Here is a 15,045-nt window from a genome sequence, read left to right as displayed (position 1 = left end):
TGAAGATCGCGCGGCGTTGGTAGACCGGCGGCTTGGCCTCAGGTGCTCTGACCCACTTGCGAATCGTGTTGCGCGCCAACCCGGTGCGCTTGGCTATCTCATGCAGCGACAGCTTGTCGCGGAAATACATCCGGCGAATTTTGCCCATCATTTCCATACTGATCACCCTGTGTTCTCCTGCTCAAAAATTGAGCAGAAGCAGTTGAACACCTGGGTCAGTTTTCAGTCGGCAGAACAGCCTCTACTGGGTCAGTTTTCGGTCAGCGGCAACAGGCAACCGACTTAAAGCGGTTCAGCACTGCTTCACGGCCGTCCCTGATAGGCAGCCAGAATTCCCACCAAATAGTTTCGTTTTCATCTGGCGGCAACACTGCAGGATCATCGGTCCACAAGGCGTTGAAAGCTGCGACTCGGATTTCTTGGATTGGATTCAGGAGTGGAGCGTTGCGCGGACTCCCCTTGGAGGTCTCTACCTCCAGGTATTGCCTGACGAGGTTCTCAAAGGCTTTGAGCTGGCCATCTGGAACAAACACAGTGGCGAAGTCAGTATTCGTGGCGGGGTCATGACGCAGGTTCATAAGCTCGATGCGCTGAGCGCCTCGGGCAAGTCCTTCGAATGCAAGCGCGTAACCAGGCTCACTGCGAAATTCGATTTGCAGGCCGTACCCACCATCGGGCCTGTCCCCTTGTCGCATTTGCCTTTCAGATGCTTCGCGCTGCAGCTGCACTGCAGAGGCCATCTGACCGCTGACATGCTGGAGTTGAGCGAGTAGCTTCCCGCCATGAGCCCCTCGATTTGGCGTGGGGTAGCGAGGGTCTCGTGTTGCTGATGCTGTGGATCGGAACCGTTCGGGTAGTCCCTGTCCCTGGAGATGAAAGTGAGGCCGTTGTCCGTTGATCGATTCCGTCATCTAAATGCTCTACTACGTTAGGAGTGCCGCCTCCCGTGGAAAGTCTTCCGTTCTTCAAGGTGTCTTTCCACGTCCTTGACCGCCATCTCGGTACGATCATGAATGATCGTGTCCTTGATCGCGTCGTCTGCCGCCCTCGCCAGTTCTGCATGGCTGAGCCCCTCTGCGACCTTGCAGAGTTTGTCCCAGCTGCGAATCGACTTGGAAAAGTTCGCCAGTCGATTCTTGAGCACAGCCTTGGTCTGTTCCTGATTGGGCAGTCCGTATTCGACAACATCATCGAAGCGCCGGAACAAGGCGTAGTCAAGAATTTCAGGGTGGTTGGTAGCAGCGATGATCAGGCTATTGGACTGGTCCTGCTCAATCATTTGCAGAAAGCTGTTCAGGACGCGGCGGATTTCGCCCACGTCGTTGGCAAGGCCACGCTGGGAGCCGATGGCATCGAATTCGTCGAAGAAATATATGCCGCGTGTATCGCGAATGGCATCAAAAATCTGACGCAGCTTGGATGCGGTCTCACCCATGTACTTGGTGATGAGGCTATCAAGCCGGACGATGTACAGCGGAATCCCAAGCTCGCCGGCAAGCGCCGAGGCGGTCATGGTCTTGCCGGTACCGGGTGGCCCTACCAAAAGCAGCTTGCGGCGAGGTGAGAGGCCATGTGCGCGGATCTTCTCGAAGTTGCGCTGCTCATTGATGATTCTTCCAAGACGGCCATGAGTGGCCTCGTCCAGGATCATTTCCGAAAAGCGAGTCTTCGGAAGAGCTACTGACAGCAGGTTGCTCAGCTCGCCGCGCGGCTGGCCTATGGGCACCGGCTGCCCGGAAGGCAGACGATTTTTCTTGGCCGAATCAATTAGAGCCCGCAAATCTTCTGCAAGCTTCCCGTGCCCCTGCTTAGCCTCATGGGCCGCCATCTGCATAGCAACGGCAAAGAAATGCGTGTCATCTCCCTTGATATGCGAGCGCAGAAGCGCTTTCAGTTGTTCGCCGCTAGCCATGGTTATCTACCTTCCCGTAAGGGTTAGTTTAATCGTTAAGACCCGCTTCTGACCTTGAATACGTCAACTTTTATTCACACAAGCAATCAGTGTCTGGCCTGAGTTCAACGCAACTCATTTAACACCGCGGCCCTGCCAAGGGCGGTGGCCATCCAGCTGGGAAGGCTCGCACGGACCGAACCTAGGCTTTCCCACTCCACCTCCGCTAAGTGCCGCCGAAGTTTCTGGGCCGAATTTTCAGCCTGATCTTTGCCCACCCAGGCCATCGCCCTGAGCGCATCCCCGGCCGGCGTCGCACCCAAGGAGAACAGCCAGTAGGGCGCGTGCTGGAAGTAAATTGTCCGGGAGCCGACTACTAACCGCTTACTGCGCCCTGTGGTGAGGTACACCTCTTTAGTAGAAGCAGCTCGCGTCAACCCCATTGATCTCGCGGCCTGTGCGCCATCGAGCGAGATGCACTGCTTACCCTGAGCGGCGATTGATTTCGCCAATGACTCTGCCGACGGTGCCCTGGCCTGGTCTTTTTCACGCACCGGCGCAACGTAAATACCGCGCGCTATTCGCATCAGTTGCCCGGCTTTAGCCAAGCGACAAAACGCCTGATCAACCGCCGCACGACTACCAAGATGAAGAAACTCCTTGGGCGCAAGAACTCCACCCTCGCTTAGGGATTGGCTGCGTTCCAAGATCGCTTGCGGGATCGATCGCATATGAAAGCTCGGCTCATATCAATGTCAGATATTTGATTATACTTCTGACATTTGAGCAACAGCCGTTCGTCTTTTGTCGCCAGAGTTGGGCTAACCGGCTCTTTCTTACTGAGCTACAGGTATTCGAGGCTGCGCTGAACGTCACAACGGTGCGAAGGCTAAAGCGGCACAGGTGCTCGCGCATGTAGTACAGGTGCGAGCCAAGCAGCTGTCACCCAAAAGTTCTTAGCGTGCGGGCTCAGCCCAGAGTCTGATGCGGGTTGCGGCAGTGCCGACGGCAGTTCGAACTGGCGCGTCGTGAAATAAATCGCCCACATGCCTTGACCTTCCCACACGGGGAAGCTTGAAACTTCTCTTCAACAGAAACATTCAAGGGATATTTCAATGGCTTCCGTTGCCCAACAAGACGTCAATCCATCCATGGCCTCAGTCACTCGCCTGAGCCTGCCCGTCGAAGGTATGACGTGTGCATCGTGTGTCGGCCGTGTCGAGCGTGCGCTGAACGAGGTTCCCGGCATGCAGACGGCTACGGTCAATCTGGCCACCGAGCGCGCCGACATAACCTTCACCAGCTTGGCCAGTCCGCAGGCGGCTGTGCGCGCCATCGAGAGTGCTGGCTACACCGTTCGCGAAGAGACCACCGAGCTCGCGATCGAGGACATGACCTGCGCTTCATGTGTGGGCAGGGTTGAGAAGACGCTCGCAAAAATCCCGGGCGTACTCGAAGCCACGGTCAACCTGACGACCGAGCGCGCGCGGGTGCGCCACCTTGCTGGGGTTGTCACCACGACCGACCTTGAAGCTGCAGTCGAACAGGCGGGTTACAAGTCCCGCCGCTTGTCCGTCGAAACGGCGACTGCTGGAGATCAGGACGCCGAGCGTCGTGAGAGCGAGGCACGGGCGCTGCGGCGCGATCTGTTTGTTGCATCCATCCTCACCTTGCCAGTCTTCATCCTTGAGATGGGCTCTCACCTCATTCCAGCCGTGCACCATTGGGTGATGGGGGGCCTGGGTCAGCAGACGAGCTGGTATATCCAGTTCGCGCTTGCCACCCTCGTTCTATTCGGTCCGGGCCTGCGCTTCTTCCGCAAGGGCGTACCGGCGTTGCTGCGTGTCGCCCCCGACATGAACTCGCTGGTCTCGCTCGGTACTGCGGCTGCATACGGCTATTCGGTGGTCGCGACCTTCATACCCAAAGTGCTTCCGCAAGGTACCGCCAACGTCTATTTTGAAGCCGCCGTGGTCATCGTGACCTTGATCCTGCTCGGACGAACGCTGGAAGCGCGCGCCAAGGGGCGAACGTCGCAGGCGATCAAGCGGCTAGTCGGACTTCAGGCCAAGACCGCGCGCGTCGAGCGCAACGGCGAGACGATCGAAATTGCCCTTGATCAAGTGGCGACAGGTGACGTCGTGCTCGTTCGTCCGGGCGAGAAGATTCCGGTCGACGGCGAGGTCGTCGAGGGCACCTCTTATGTCGACGAGAGCATGATCACCGGCGAGCCGGTGCCCGTGTCGAAGGGAGCGGGGGCAGAGGTCGTAGGCGGCACGATCAACAAGACGGGCGCTTTCAGTTTCCGCGTAACCAAGGTCGGCGCGAACACGATGCTCGCGCAGATCATCCGCCTCGTCGAAGAAGCGCAGGGTTCCAAGCTGCCGATACAGGCGCTGGTCGACAAGGTGACCATGTGGTTCGTCCCGGCCGTGATGGCGGCGGCCGCGCTGACTTTCCTGGTCTGGCTGATCTTCGGCCCAGACCCGGCGCTGACCTTCGCGCTCGTGAATGCGGTCGCGGTTCTCATCATCGCCTGCCCGTGTGCCATGGGGCTGGCCACGCCGACCTCGATCATGGTCGGTACTGGCCGCGCGGCCGAATTCGGCATTCTCTTCCGCAAGGGTGAAGCCTTGCAGGCGCTGCGCGATGTGAGCGTGGTCGCACTCGACAAGACCGGCACACTGACCAAAGGACGTCCCGAGCTGACCGACCTCATTCCCGCCGAGGGCTTCGAATACAACGAGGTTCTGGCTCTCGTTGCGGCGGTCGAGACTCGCTCAGAGCATCCGATCGCCGAAGCGATCGTCGCAGCCGCAAAGCAGCGGGACATCACCCTTTCACCCATTGAAGGCTTCGACGCAACACCAGGCTTCGGCGTGTCTGCCAAGGTCGCCGGTCGGACCGTCGCTGTCGGCGCGAACCGGTTCATGACGCAGCTCGGCCTTGACGTGTCGAGCTTCCTGCCGACCGCCCAGCGTCTTGGCGAGCAAGGCAAGAGCCCGCTCTATGCCGCGATCGACGGCCGCCTGGCGGCGATTATCGCGGTCGCCGATCCGATCAAGGAAACGACGCCCGCTGCGATCAAGGCGCTGCACGCGCTCGGGCTCAAAGTCGCGATGATCACGGGTGACAACGCTGCTACAGCCGCAGCGATCGCCAAGCAGCTCGACATCGATGAAGTCGCTGCCGAGGTCTTGCCCGACGGCAAGGTCGCAGCACTGAAGAAGTTCCGGATCAATGGGGCTCGGGTCGCCTTCGTGGGCGACGGTATCAACGACGCGCCGGCACTCGCAGAAGCGGACGTCGGGCTGGCCATCGGGACGGGAACCGATGTGGCGATCGAGGCAGCTGACGTAGTACTGATGTCGGGTGACCTGCGTGGCGTGCCGAACGCCATCGCGATCAGCCAGGCAACGATCCGCAACATCAAGCAAAACCTGTTCTGGGCCTTCGCCTACAACGCCGTGCTGATTCCGGTCGCGGTGGGCGCGCTCTACCCGGTAAACGGCACGCTGCTTTCGCCGATCTTCGCTGCTGCTGCGATGGCCTTCTCCAGTGTCTTCGTGCTCGGTAACGCGCTCCGACTCAAACGCTTCCGGGCACCTATGACGGTCGAAACCAGCACCGCGAACTCAGTAAACCTAGCGATATCGACCAAGTCACGCCTGGTGTCCGAGCACTGATCTTGGGCCGAAGCACCTCTGCACTGAACACCAATACGGGTTAAGGAAGGAACTGCATGCCGAAACTTATTCACACGGAGATCCGGGTGACGGATATCAATATTTCACTGCGGTTCTACCAGCAAGCCTTTGGACTCAAGGAAACCCATCGCATTGAGTTTGACGATTTCTCCCTCGTTTATCTGCGCAATTTCGAGAGCGAGGCTGAAATCGAACTCACTTGGAACAGCGGACAGGCCGAATACAGCCACGGCAGTGGTTACGGTCAGGTCGCGTTCGTCGTCGACGATCTGGGCCTGCATTTCAAACAGCTTTGCAACCTCGGTTTAAAGCCTGCACCCATCAAGGAATTTAAAAAAGGAGGCGAGCTGCTGGCCCGCTCCTTTTTTATTCAGGACCCCGACGGCTACAAAATCAAAGTTCTCCAGCGAGGCGGGCACTACCAGTAAAACCAAGTACCAGCAGTCCTGTGCCAGTAACGAAATGGAGATGAAAATAAGAGATAGTTGCAGGAGCTGAGCGCACCACGGTTACCTGAGCATCAAACGCGTGATTTAAGGCTTTTACCTCTTCCGCCAACGAGTGAAAGAGGTAACTCTCGGCCAGTGGCACCACGCCCTGCACATCCAAGGCATTATTTACCCACGCTGAAGCAGTCCCTCACAGACCCATTGCTTCAGCCAGGTAACAGCTCGCTGGGGAGCCTGCTCGCCGTGTTGACCCAATAAGTCCTCGCACAGCGAAGCGAATGAGCCGCCATCGGCAAGCAACCGCAAAGCCGAAGCTTCACCCGGCTCCAGAGTACGGTACTGGCACACCAACTCATGCCGCCAAACCAAGCAATCCAGGGGGGCGGATAGCGCAACGGCAGCAGGAATATCGGCCTCGGCCTTGGCAGCCACCCACATGCCCAAAGTGTTGTGCTGCAACTGCAACCAACGAACCGAGGGGATAAGGCACACCCGCAGATAGACCCAGTCATCGGCGGAAAAACTACCCATCACATCCAGCGACAGCGGTACTGCATCGGGTGCGTCGAAGGCCAGGGTAAAGGCCCACTCAAGTGTGGCGAGTTCCAGCATCGGAGAACGCTGTGGCTCGGCAATATAGCCACTGACGAACTCTGGCAGCTTTTCACCCAGCCAGCGCAAACTGAAATGTCTCGGCGGCCACGCACTGATGTAAGCCAATGCCAGCTGTTCGAATGATTCGTCACCCAACCAACGATGCAGCGCTGGAAAGTCTTCCCTCATGACTGAGAGAAGCCTGGCGCGATAGGCATTGTGGTAAATCATCAGGCCATCTGCAGCAGGCAGCGTATTGCTACCTTGAATCTGCACCAACAGCTCAGAAGGGATAACGCTATCGCCTGTGGCCAGGTAACGCTCCAGCGCTTCCTGCTGAGCACTCAGGCGCATGGTGCGGCAGCCCCTAGAACATTGGCGGAGATAGAGCGCGCCTTGAACAGCTCCGCTAATAGCTCGTCAAAGGGCGGGAAATGATCATCTCGCTCAATCAGGGTGGCAGTAGCACCCAAATAGCTCAGCGTTTTGCTATACAGAGTCCAAACCGGATCGGCAATCGGCTGATCATGGGTGTCGATGAGGTAGTGGCCGTAGTCGCTGTGGCCAGCTAGGTGGATCTGGCGAATTCGACCATGAGGCAACTCCATGATGAATTGCCAAGGGTCGAATCCCTGGTTACGTGAACTGACGTATACATTGTTCACATCAAGCAATATCTCGCAGCCCGTCAGGCTACTCAGCTCGGCCAGAAACTGGGACTCACTCATACACGAGGTTTTCCACTGCACGTAGGCCGACACGTTCTCAAGCACCAGGGGGCGCTGCAATACATCCTGAACCAGCCGAACCCTTGACGCGACATGCAGCAGGCTTTCCTGGGTGAATGGCAGCGGCAGCAGATCATGCAGGTGATGGGCACTACCCCGACTCCAACACAGATGATCAGCGACCCAACAGGGCTGAACTCGGTCGGCCAAGGTTTTCAATTGCCGCAAGTAGTCGGCGTCGATCTCATGAGGACCGCCAATCGACAAGGAAACCCCGTGCATAACCAGCGGATACTGCTCTTTGATCGCGTCGAGAAAATAGAGGGCTTTCCCCCCGCCGACCATGTAATTCTCGGAGATGATCTCGAACCAGTCGACTTCAGGACGTTGCTCCAAAATCTGCTGGTAATACTCGCTACGTAAGCCCAGGCCAAAACCCAGCGTGTTGCTTTTGCTCATTAGAACTCCGAGTCAAGGGAGTGACTTGCACTCCCTCGGATGGACTTACTCGCTGGTTTTACCACCGGCCTCATCGCACTTTTCTTGGGTCATCAAATTGAAACCCTGGCCTTTGCATTCCCCCTGGCCTTTGCAGGCATTCTTTGCAGTCATGCAATCGTTTTGGCCTTTGCAGCCATTCACACCAAAGCATTTGACTTCGGCTGTTTTCGCGTCCTGAGCCGCTTGAACCGGCAGGGTGGCAAATAGGCTGGCGGCAACGAGTGCCAATGCAGCGCCGGTAGCAACGGTATTTTTCGTCGACATAGTGGCTATCTCTCTTGAGCGTTGTGTGGGGGTCAGGACTATTTAGCGCCACTGACCGGAAGAAGCTTAGGCATCGCTGCCAGGCATGCCATAAAACGAATCCGCGCAGGCTTCATAAACGGGCATGAGTAGACACTACAGAGGCCCGTGGAGACTCGACAAGAGAGAAGTAGCAACCTGACAGAACTGTAATGTTCAGCTCAGGTTTATGACAGGGCGCTCTGGTTAAGGTTACTTCGAGCCTGAAGCTCAATGCCTGATGCCGACCCACTCAGGGTCACCGGGCCAACTGAACTGAATCGAGGAACGCCCATATGAAATCAATTAAAACCCTGTTCGTGGTTATCGCGCTTACCGCCTCCTCTTTGGCGATGGCCGAAGGCGGTGCTGACCGGACTTTTGCTCGCATGGAACAGGCCAGCAAAGTATCGATGGAAGCCTATCAACTGGCCCAGCAAGAGAAAAAAGAGTCGCCGGTTGCAGGTAATAAAACCCAAACAGCCGACCACGCTAACTGCTAGTACACGGCCAACCTGACAGAAATGTAATCACTTAGCCGGTTGAGATATGGCAATTTCTCAAGCTCGCTGTCGAACCGATTTGAAAAATCACGGCAGTGGGCAAGGCTGATAGGGAAACCCTCCCAGGATGAAGCTGACAATCAACCTGAAGTTACGGTTGTTTACCCTGGTTCCTCTAACTGATTGGACATAACGGCATGCACTGCAAAACCTCAAGACGAACCTTCGTAAAAGGCCTGGCCGCCACCGGCATTCTCGGAGGCCTTGGCTTGTGGCGCACTCCCGTTTGGGCGGTGACCAGCCCAGGTCAGCCCAACGTATTGACTGGTACCGACTTCGACTTATTCATTGGTGAAACGCCAGTGAACATTACCGGAGCAGCCCGGACCGCGATGGCTATTAATGGGTCCATTCCAGGGCCAATTTTGCGCTGGCGGGAAGGCGATACCGTCACACTGCGTGTGAAAAACCGCTTGGCCGAAGACACCTCGATTCACTGGCACGGCATCATTTTGCCCGCGAACATGGATGGTGTGCCTGGCTTGAGCTTCCACGGCATCGCGCCCGATGGCATGTACGAGTACAAGTTCAAGGTCAATCAAAATGGTACTTACTGGTACCACAGCCACTCTGGGTTGCAGGAGCAGATTGGCGTTTACGGTGCCCTGGTCATCGATGCCAAGGAGCCTGAGCCGTTTAGCTATGACCGTGACTACGTGGTGATGCTGACTGACTGGACTGATGAAGACCCAACACGGTTATTGGCCAAGCTTAAAAAGCAGTCGGACTACTACAACCAGCACAAGCGCACCGTTGGCGACTTTATCAATGACGTGAGCGAGCAAGGTTGGTCGGCAGCGGTTGCTGATCGCAAGATGTGGGCCGAGATGAAGATGAGCCCCACTGATCTAGCCGACGTAAGTGCCTACACCTACACCTACCTGATGAATGGCCAGGCACCTAATGGGAACTGGACAGGTATTTTCAAACCGGGCGAAAAGCTCCGTTTGCGCTTCATTAACGGCTCGGCCATGACCTACTTCGACGTGCGCATTCCAGGCCTGAAGATGACGGTTGTTGCGGCCGATGGCCTGCACGTCAAGCCAGTCAGCGTTGATGAGCTGCGCATCGCCGTGGCCGAGACTTACGACGTGATTGTCGAACTCGCTGACCAAGAGGCTTACACCATTTTTGCCCAGTCCATGGATCGCACCGGCTATGCCCGCGGCACTCTGGCTACACGTGAAGGGTTGAGCGCTCCAGTACCCGAAACCGATCCTCGCCCCCTGATCGCCATGGGCGACATGGGTATGGATCACGGCAGCATGGCGGGCATGGACCACGGCAGCATGCAAGGCGGCATGAGCGGCATGGATCACAGCAAGATGGCCGGGATGGACGCTGGCGGAATGCAAGGTGATATGGCAGGTATGGACCACAGCAAGATGGCTGGCATGAGCCCTGGCACCATGCAGGGTGACATGGCCGGTATGGATCACAGCAAAATGACCGGCATGGACCATTCAGGTATGGCGGGTATGGGCGCAGCAATGCAATCGCATCCGGCCTCTGAAACCAATAACCCGCTGGTCGACATGCAAACCATGACTCCGACCCACAAGCTTAACGATCCAGGTATCGGCCTACGCGACAATGGTCGTCGCGTGCTGACCTATTCCGACTTGAAAAGCATCTTCCCCGACCCGGATGGCCGCGAACCCAGCCGAACCATTGAGCTGCACCTCACCGGGCACATGGAGAAATTTTCCTGGTCCTTCGACGGCATCAAGTTCTCGGATGCCGAGCCTTTGCGCCTTAAGTACGGCGAGCGTGTCCGCATCACGCTGGTCAACGACACCATGATGACTCACCCCATCCACCTTCACGGCATGTGGAGTGATCTGGAGGATGCGAACGGCAACTTCATGGTTCGTAAACACACCATCGACATGCCGCCAGGTTCCAAACGCAGTTATCGAGTGACTGCCGATGCATTGGGTCGCTGGGCCTACCACTGCCACCTACTACTCCACATGGAAATGGGCATGTTCCGTGAAGTTCGTGTGGATGAGTAAAGGAGATATCTGATGAGTACTTTTATGAAGCGGAAGGCCCTGGTTGGCAGCGCTACCTTATTGAGCCTTTTGGCTGCCCTACAAGCCCCGGTGTTGTTGGCCGGCGAAGGTCACAGTGAGCACGAACAACATGCTACTGAGACACAGGCTCCCAAATCGGTACCTGACAAGAAGGCCGCACAAGCGAAGGAAAGGGCTGCTAGTCAGCAGATGGATCACGGGGACATGAACCATGGCGGCATGGATCACGAAAGCATGATGGATAAGCATGGCGGCACCGAAGCCGAAGCAGGTTCGAACCATGACCACTAGGTTTTTACGTCCGCCCCTAACAGCACTGGCAGTGTCGCTGAGCATGCTTGGCAGCGGGCTCACCCTCGCTGCGGAAGAAATGGATCATTCGGCAATGGGCCACGGTTCCATGCCGATGGACCATAGCAAGATGAACCACGGTTCTGCCAAAGAGCCGATGAAGGGCATGGATCATAGCCAGATGGGCCAGAGCCAACAAAAGGCTCCGACTATGGACCACAGCAAGATGGGTCACGGCGCTATGCAGGGGCAGATGGGGGGTATGGATCATTCAAAGATGAACCATGGTTCCGCTGACGCCACGAGAACTACCAGCCGCACGCCTATCCCGGTACTGACAGATGCGGATCGTGAAGCAGCGTTCCCGCCTTTGCCAGGCCACAAGGTTCACGACAGCGCCATCAACAGCTTTTTCCTACTCGATCAGCTCGAATACCAGGATGCCGATGAAGGCAGCACCTTGGCTTGGGACGCGTCCGGCTGGATTGGCGGAGACATCAATCGTCTCTGGCTTCGCTCCGAAGGTGAACGCACCAATGGCGTAACTGAGGATGCTGAATTGCAGGCCTTGTACGGGCGCTCGATTGGTCCTTGGTGGGATGTGGTCGCGGGTGTTCGCCAAGACTTCAAGCCAGAGTCGCCACAGACTTGGGCCGCATTCGGCATCCAGGGTATGGCGCTGTATGCCTTCGAGGCGGAGGCCACTGCCTTTGTCGGCGAGAACGGCCAGACGGCTGCGCGCTTAGAGGGCGAGTACGACATTCTGCTGACCAATCGCCTGATCCTTCAGCCGACCGCTGAAGTGAATTTCTACGGCAAGAACGATCCGGAGCGAGGCATCGGCTCCGGTCTGGCCAACGCCGAGGTCGGTCTTCGACTGCGTTACGAGATCATTCGCCAGTTCGCACCCTACATCGGCGTTTCCTGGAGTCGCTCCTTCGGCAACACGGCCGACTTGGCGCGAGATGAGGGGGAGGATGTTGAGGAGGCACGCTTCGTTGCCGGTATTCGGATGTGGTTTTGAGAGCCTGACATGAAAAGAACAATTAAAACCTTAGTGGCGGCGAGCGTAGTCGGAAGTATCGCGGTAGGTGCCGTGGCCTATTTTGGCCTGGTCAACGTGGGTGCCGATGATCCTCACTTCCCAGCAGTGCATGCATTCCTGACGATGGCCCGTGACCGCTCTATCGAAGTGCGCTCCAAGGACATTGAGGTGCCTAACCTCAATGACGAGGCACTGATTAAAGCTGGCGCAGGCAACTACAACTCGATGTGCATCGGCTGCCATTTGGCACCAGGTGTTGCGGAAACAGAGCTTAGCCAATCCTTGTATCCCGCTCCGCCGAACTTGGCCCAAGTGGGTATCGATGGCAATCCAGCCGCCGCATTTTGGGTAATCAAACACGGCATCAAGGCCACCGGCATGCCGGCCTGGGGCAAGAGCATGGGCGATCAGTACATCTGGGGGATGGTCGCGTTCCTCGATCAATTGCCGAAAATGGATGCCAATCAGTATCAAACGCTGGTTGCATCGAGCGGCGGTCACGAACATGGCGGTGGTGAGACCCAGATGCATAACCACGAAGGTCAGCATGGAAGCGCCAAGACGGATCATCACGCCGAGCCTGAAGCTGCGACAGATCATCATGCTTCGGATAGTTCAGTGACGAACGCAGGTGCTGATCATCACGGCGCTTCGGCTAGCGGTGCGGACCATCACGCAGCAGATATGACGCCATCAGGCAGCGGCGCAGACCACCATGCAGCTGATGACCCGAAGACACAGGGTGGCGTTGATCATCACGACCCAGCGCAAGCTCAACAGGAGCAGCCCCCGGCTCCCGCTCCCAAAACTCACACCCATGCCGATGGCAAAGAGCACCTACATGACAGCTAAACGTAATGGCGCGCGAGTGGCGATGCTGGCCGCCTTGTTTATGACCTCAGCAGTCCATTCAGCTGATGCCCTGACAATCGACGTACACCGTGATGCAAATTGCGGATGCTGCAAGAAGTGGATCTCGCACCTGGAAGCAAACGGCTTCAAAGTCATCGACCATGTCGAGCGCGATATGTCCTCGGTGAAGCAACGACTCGGCGTCGCCCCAAGACTGGCGTCCTGCCACACCGCTGTGATCGACGGAAAATTTGTCGAGGGTCATGTACCAGCAGCGCAGGTCATCGAACTTTCCAAGCGCTATGACCTGGCTGGCATCGCCGTTCCTGGCATGCCGGCAGGCTCGCCGGGCATGGAGGTTGACGGTACCCAGCACGCTTATCAGGTGATCGGATTGACCAAGGCCGGTACTGACCAAGTGATTGCCGACTACCCCGCGAAGTAACCCCCGCTAAAACCGAGCACTTACTCTTTAAAAGGATGAGTGCTCGGAATCATAACTGCGCAGTCCTGCGCCCTCTTTCAAACCCCAAATAAAGTACGATTGGCCTAGGAAATCGAGGTTCAGGTCAATGAAACACAGGATAAACAGATCTCCCTGAGCGATCCCGATGCCCGCTCGATGAAGACCTGTTTCAGCCAGGACGACACCGTCGAAATACTGAGCCCTGAATTTCCTCTTCTGCTAGGCATGGCACTAGGCTATTGTTCAGTCAGACCTACATCTGTGTGTTGCAAAGGGACTGACCAATGGAAGGATTTCGACTTGGCTAGATGCACGGCACCAACAAGAGGCCATCGCTCAGCAAGCGCAGCAGCGGACTGCCCCGCATGTAGTAGCCGCTATAGCGGTTACAGGTCAAATGCATATTCGCCTTCATTCTACTCCTCGTCGGGTAGCAGCGGAGCTAGTTCTGGCAACAATGGCGGCGATGGCAGCAGATCCAGCAGCAGTTCAAGGCCGCGCTGGTCGAGAGCGGGTTCGTCCGTGTCGTACACGTCTACCCAGGTGCAGTCACTCACGCCAATCCGCGAAACCGTGGAGGCGCGAGCTGCGGCGCAGCCTGATCTTCGTGACGTCTTCCTGTGCCACGCTTGGGACGACCGGCAGGGTCCGGCCAAAGAGCTGCATGAGTTGCTCGTGGCGGCTGGTGTCAAAGTTTGGTTCAGCGAAAAGGACCTTGGCCTAGGCGTTCCGATGATGCGCGCTATTGACAAGGGCTTAGCAAATTCTCGAATTGGGCTTGTGCTGGTGACCCCTGCGCTGCTGGCCCGCCTCCCCAAAGAGAGCGTCGCCGACAAAGAGCTTTCGGCACTCCTGGCGGGTAATCAGCTCGTTCCCATCGTGCATAACACGACGTATGAAGCTCTCCGCAATGTCAGCCCCTTACTCGCCTCCCGAAGTGGTCTGGACACTGAAGAAGACTCAATGGCGGTAGTCGCGGCAAAAATCGCCGAGCTGGTCGCGCTCTAGCGCCATTGCTCGCAGATGTTCGCAATTCCGATGCGCTGTTCGGAAAAATGCGCTCCAACCCCTCGGTCAACCAGCCCCACCTCCGGCAGACCGGTTATCTCCAACGGTAGTGTCCGCTTTTTGCCCCTATTTGCCCTCTGCGCAGGGCAGCTTAGGGGCCAGAGTGTGTAAAAACACTTTCGCATCTTGGGTGCCTCAGCCCAGTGTTCCTGGGCGAGGCGGTTTCCCAAGCAAATAGCCGCGATCAGCGCCAATAGCGCGTCAGAGCGTTTATGAAGCGCTTTGGCACCTCTTGGAGCAGCAAAAGCTGGGGCTTTTACGCCGTCATCGCCTTCAACAGGCCTTCGGTGCCGATGATTTTCATCACCCGTTTCAAGTTGTAGGCGAGCACATTCAAGCTCATCTCCGCACTCACCCCGTTCAGCTTTCGGGTCAGGAAGTGCGTTGCGCCCATCCATTGCTTGAGCGTACCGAAGGGATGCTCAACAGTCCGTTTTCGAACCCGCATCATCTCTGGTGCTTGGTTCAACCGGCGCTGCATTTCCTCCAGCACTGCTTCATGCTCCCAGCGCCTTACTCGACGATTTGTGCTTGGTGTGCACTGGGTTTTCAGCGCACAACTCTGGCACTTA

Annotated in this window: 16 protein-coding genes and 1 pseudogene; 9 read left to right on the top strand and 8 right to left on the bottom strand. The window is 57.1% G+C overall.

Annotated elements, in window-relative coordinates; genetic code table 11:
- From SOP97_RS14490 to SOP97_RS14475, 4 genes and pseudogenes are all read right to left on the bottom strand, one after another.
- A pseudogene (locus tag SOP97_RS14490) lies at positions 1–157 on the bottom strand (IS21 family transposase); the annotation flags it as partial.
- Positions 158–260: 103 nt separating this feature from the next.
- Entirely contained in the window at positions 261–728 is a 468-nt protein-coding gene (locus SOP97_RS14485; protein WP_322949781.1) for a hypothetical protein, read from the bottom strand.
- Positions 729–928: 200 nt separating this feature from the next.
- A complete protein-coding gene (locus tag SOP97_RS14480; RefSeq protein ID WP_167143884.1) occupies positions 929–1,912 on the bottom strand; it encodes an AAA family ATPase in 984 nt (327 codons plus the stop codon).
- Positions 1,913–2,016: 104 nt separating this feature from the next.
- Positions 2,017–2,622 (bottom strand): DUF6088 family protein, encoded by a 606-nt coding sequence (locus tag SOP97_RS14475; protein WP_167143887.1) that lies wholly within the window; start codon positions 2,620–2,622, stop codon positions 2,017–2,019.
- Between the two features lie 384 nt (positions 2,623–3,006).
- Here SOP97_RS14475 and SOP97_RS14470 point away from each other — a divergent pair, with 384 nt between their 5' ends.
- Together SOP97_RS14470 and SOP97_RS14465 are read left to right on the top strand one after the other, a co-directional pair.
- A complete protein-coding gene (locus SOP97_RS14470; protein ID WP_322949779.1) occupies positions 3,007–5,577 on the top strand; it encodes a heavy metal translocating P-type ATPase in 2,571 nt (856 codons plus the stop codon).
- Positions 5,578–5,633: 56 nt separating this feature from the next.
- Positions 5,634–6,026, top strand: a complete 393-nt coding sequence (locus tag SOP97_RS14465; RefSeq protein ID WP_167143893.1) for a VOC family protein — start codon at positions 5,634–5,636, stop codon at positions 6,024–6,026.
- Positions 6,027–6,215: 189 nt separating this feature from the next.
- On the opposite strand, the gene SOP97_RS14460 is transcribed toward SOP97_RS14465, so the two are convergent.
- Genes SOP97_RS14460 through bufA2 form a run of 3 tightly spaced genes read right to left on the bottom strand, consistent with a single transcriptional unit; the run spans position 6,216 to position 8,134 of the window.
- Complete coding sequence (locus tag SOP97_RS14460; RefSeq protein WP_167143896.1) at positions 6,216–6,995, bottom strand: HvfC/BufC N-terminal domain-containing protein; 780 nt, start codon at positions 6,993–6,995, stop codon at positions 6,216–6,218.
- Complete coding sequence (gene bufB / locus SOP97_RS14455) at positions 6,986–7,828, bottom strand: MNIO family bufferin maturase (RefSeq protein ID WP_167143899.1); 843 nt, start codon at positions 7,826–7,828, stop codon at positions 6,986–6,988. The genes SOP97_RS14460 and bufB overlap by 10 nt, the downstream gene beginning before the upstream one ends.
- A gap of 45 nt (positions 7,829–7,873) precedes the next feature.
- Positions 7,874–8,134, bottom strand: coding sequence for a BufA2 family periplasmic bufferin-type metallophore (gene bufA2, locus SOP97_RS14450; RefSeq protein ID WP_090250697.1), 261 nt, complete (start codon positions 8,132–8,134; stop codon positions 7,874–7,876).
- A 314-nt stretch (positions 8,135–8,448) separates the two neighbouring features.
- On the opposite strand from bufA2, the gene SOP97_RS14445 reads away from it, so the two are divergent.
- The 7 genes from SOP97_RS14445 to SOP97_RS14415 all read left to right on the top strand — a co-directional run bounded on the left by SOP97_RS14445 (position 8,449) and on the right by SOP97_RS14415 (position 14,413).
- Positions 8,449–8,655 (top strand): co-regulatory protein PtrA N-terminal domain-containing protein, encoded by a 207-nt coding sequence (locus tag SOP97_RS14445; RefSeq protein ID WP_090250699.1) that lies wholly within the window; start codon positions 8,449–8,451, stop codon positions 8,653–8,655.
- 197 nt (positions 8,656–8,852) lie between these two features.
- A complete protein-coding gene (locus SOP97_RS14440; protein WP_090250702.1) occupies positions 8,853–10,730 on the top strand; it encodes a copper resistance system multicopper oxidase in 1,878 nt (625 codons plus the stop codon).
- Between the two features lie 12 nt (positions 10,731–10,742).
- Positions 10,743–11,042 (top strand): hypothetical protein, encoded by a 300-nt coding sequence (locus SOP97_RS14435; protein ID WP_090250704.1) that lies wholly within the window; start codon positions 10,743–10,745, stop codon positions 11,040–11,042.
- Positions 11,032–12,066: a copper resistance protein B gene (locus tag SOP97_RS14430; RefSeq protein WP_167143902.1), complete on the top strand. Its 1,035-nt coding sequence runs from the start codon at positions 11,032–11,034 to the stop codon at positions 12,064–12,066. The genes SOP97_RS14435 and SOP97_RS14430 overlap by 11 nt, the downstream gene beginning before the upstream one ends.
- 9 nt (positions 12,067–12,075) lie before the next feature.
- Positions 12,076–12,939 (top strand): c-type cytochrome, encoded by an 864-nt coding sequence (locus SOP97_RS14425; RefSeq protein ID WP_167143905.1) that lies wholly within the window; start codon positions 12,076–12,078, stop codon positions 12,937–12,939.
- Complete coding sequence (locus SOP97_RS14420) at positions 12,929–13,384, top strand: DUF411 domain-containing protein (RefSeq protein ID WP_167143908.1); 456 nt, start codon at positions 12,929–12,931, stop codon at positions 13,382–13,384. The genes SOP97_RS14425 and SOP97_RS14420 overlap by 11 nt, the downstream gene beginning before the upstream one ends.
- Before the next feature lie 543 nt (positions 13,385–13,927).
- Positions 13,928–14,413, top strand: a complete 486-nt coding sequence (locus tag SOP97_RS14415; RefSeq protein ID WP_241693762.1) for a toll/interleukin-1 receptor domain-containing protein — start codon at positions 13,928–13,930, stop codon at positions 14,411–14,413.
- A 316-nt stretch (positions 14,414–14,729) separates the two neighbouring features.
- On the opposite strand, the gene SOP97_RS14410 is transcribed toward SOP97_RS14415, so the two are convergent.
- Positions 14,730–15,045, bottom strand: a 316-nt coding sequence (locus SOP97_RS14410) for a transposase (RefSeq protein WP_322949772.1), incomplete at its 5' end; no start/stop codon positions are given.

It is taken from the genome of Pseudomonas spirodelae, from assembly GCF_034653255.1.
Taxonomy (GTDB): domain Bacteria; phylum Pseudomonadota; class Gammaproteobacteria; order Pseudomonadales; family Pseudomonadaceae; genus Aquipseudomonas; species Aquipseudomonas spirodelae.
The sequence above is the reverse complement of the archived record's forward strand: the minus strand, read 5'-3'. Positions and strand labels throughout refer to the sequence as shown.

Excerpts from the sequence above, each read along its gene's own strand:
- SOP97_RS14425 (WP_167143905.1), top strand. The coding sequence starts at position 12,076 with ATGAAAAGAACAATTAAAACCTTAGTGGCGGCGAGCGTAGTCGGAAGT.
- SOP97_RS14435 (WP_090250704.1), top strand. The coding sequence starts at position 10,743 with ATGAGTACTTTTATGAAGCGGAAGGCCCTGGTTGGCAGCGCTACCTTA.
- SOP97_RS14440 (WP_090250702.1), top strand. The coding sequence starts at position 8,853 with ATGCACTGCAAAACCTCAAGACGAACCTTCGTAAAAGGCCTGGCCGCC.
- SOP97_RS14470 (WP_322949779.1), top strand. The coding sequence starts at position 3,007 with ATGGCTTCCGTTGCCCAACAAGACGTCAATCCATCCATGGCCTCAGTC.
- SOP97_RS14460 (WP_167143896.1), bottom strand. The coding sequence starts at position 6,995 with ATGCGCCTGAGTGCTCAGCAGGAAGCGCTGGAGCGTTACCTGGCCACA.
- SOP97_RS14480 (WP_167143884.1), bottom strand. The coding sequence starts at position 1,912 with ATGGCTAGCGGCGAACAACTGAAAGCGCTTCTGCGCTCGCATATCAAG.
- SOP97_RS14465 (WP_167143893.1), top strand. The coding sequence starts at position 5,634 with ATGCCGAAACTTATTCACACGGAGATCCGGGTGACGGATATCAATATT.
- bufB (WP_167143899.1), bottom strand. The coding sequence starts at position 7,828 with ATGAGCAAAAGCAACACGCTGGGTTTTGGCCTGGGCTTACGTAGCGAG.
- bufA2 (WP_090250697.1), bottom strand. The coding sequence starts at position 8,134 with ATGTCGACGAAAAATACCGTTGCTACCGGCGCTGCATTGGCACTCGTT.
- SOP97_RS14430 (WP_167143902.1), top strand. The coding sequence starts at position 11,032 with ATGACCACTAGGTTTTTACGTCCGCCCCTAACAGCACTGGCAGTGTCG.
- SOP97_RS14475 (WP_167143887.1), bottom strand. The coding sequence starts at position 2,622 with ATGCGATCGATCCCGCAAGCGATCTTGGAACGCAGCCAATCCCTAAGC.
- SOP97_RS14445 (WP_090250699.1), top strand. The coding sequence starts at position 8,449 with ATGAAATCAATTAAAACCCTGTTCGTGGTTATCGCGCTTACCGCCTCC.
- SOP97_RS14420 (WP_167143908.1), top strand. The coding sequence starts at position 12,929 with ATGACAGCTAAACGTAATGGCGCGCGAGTGGCGATGCTGGCCGCCTTG.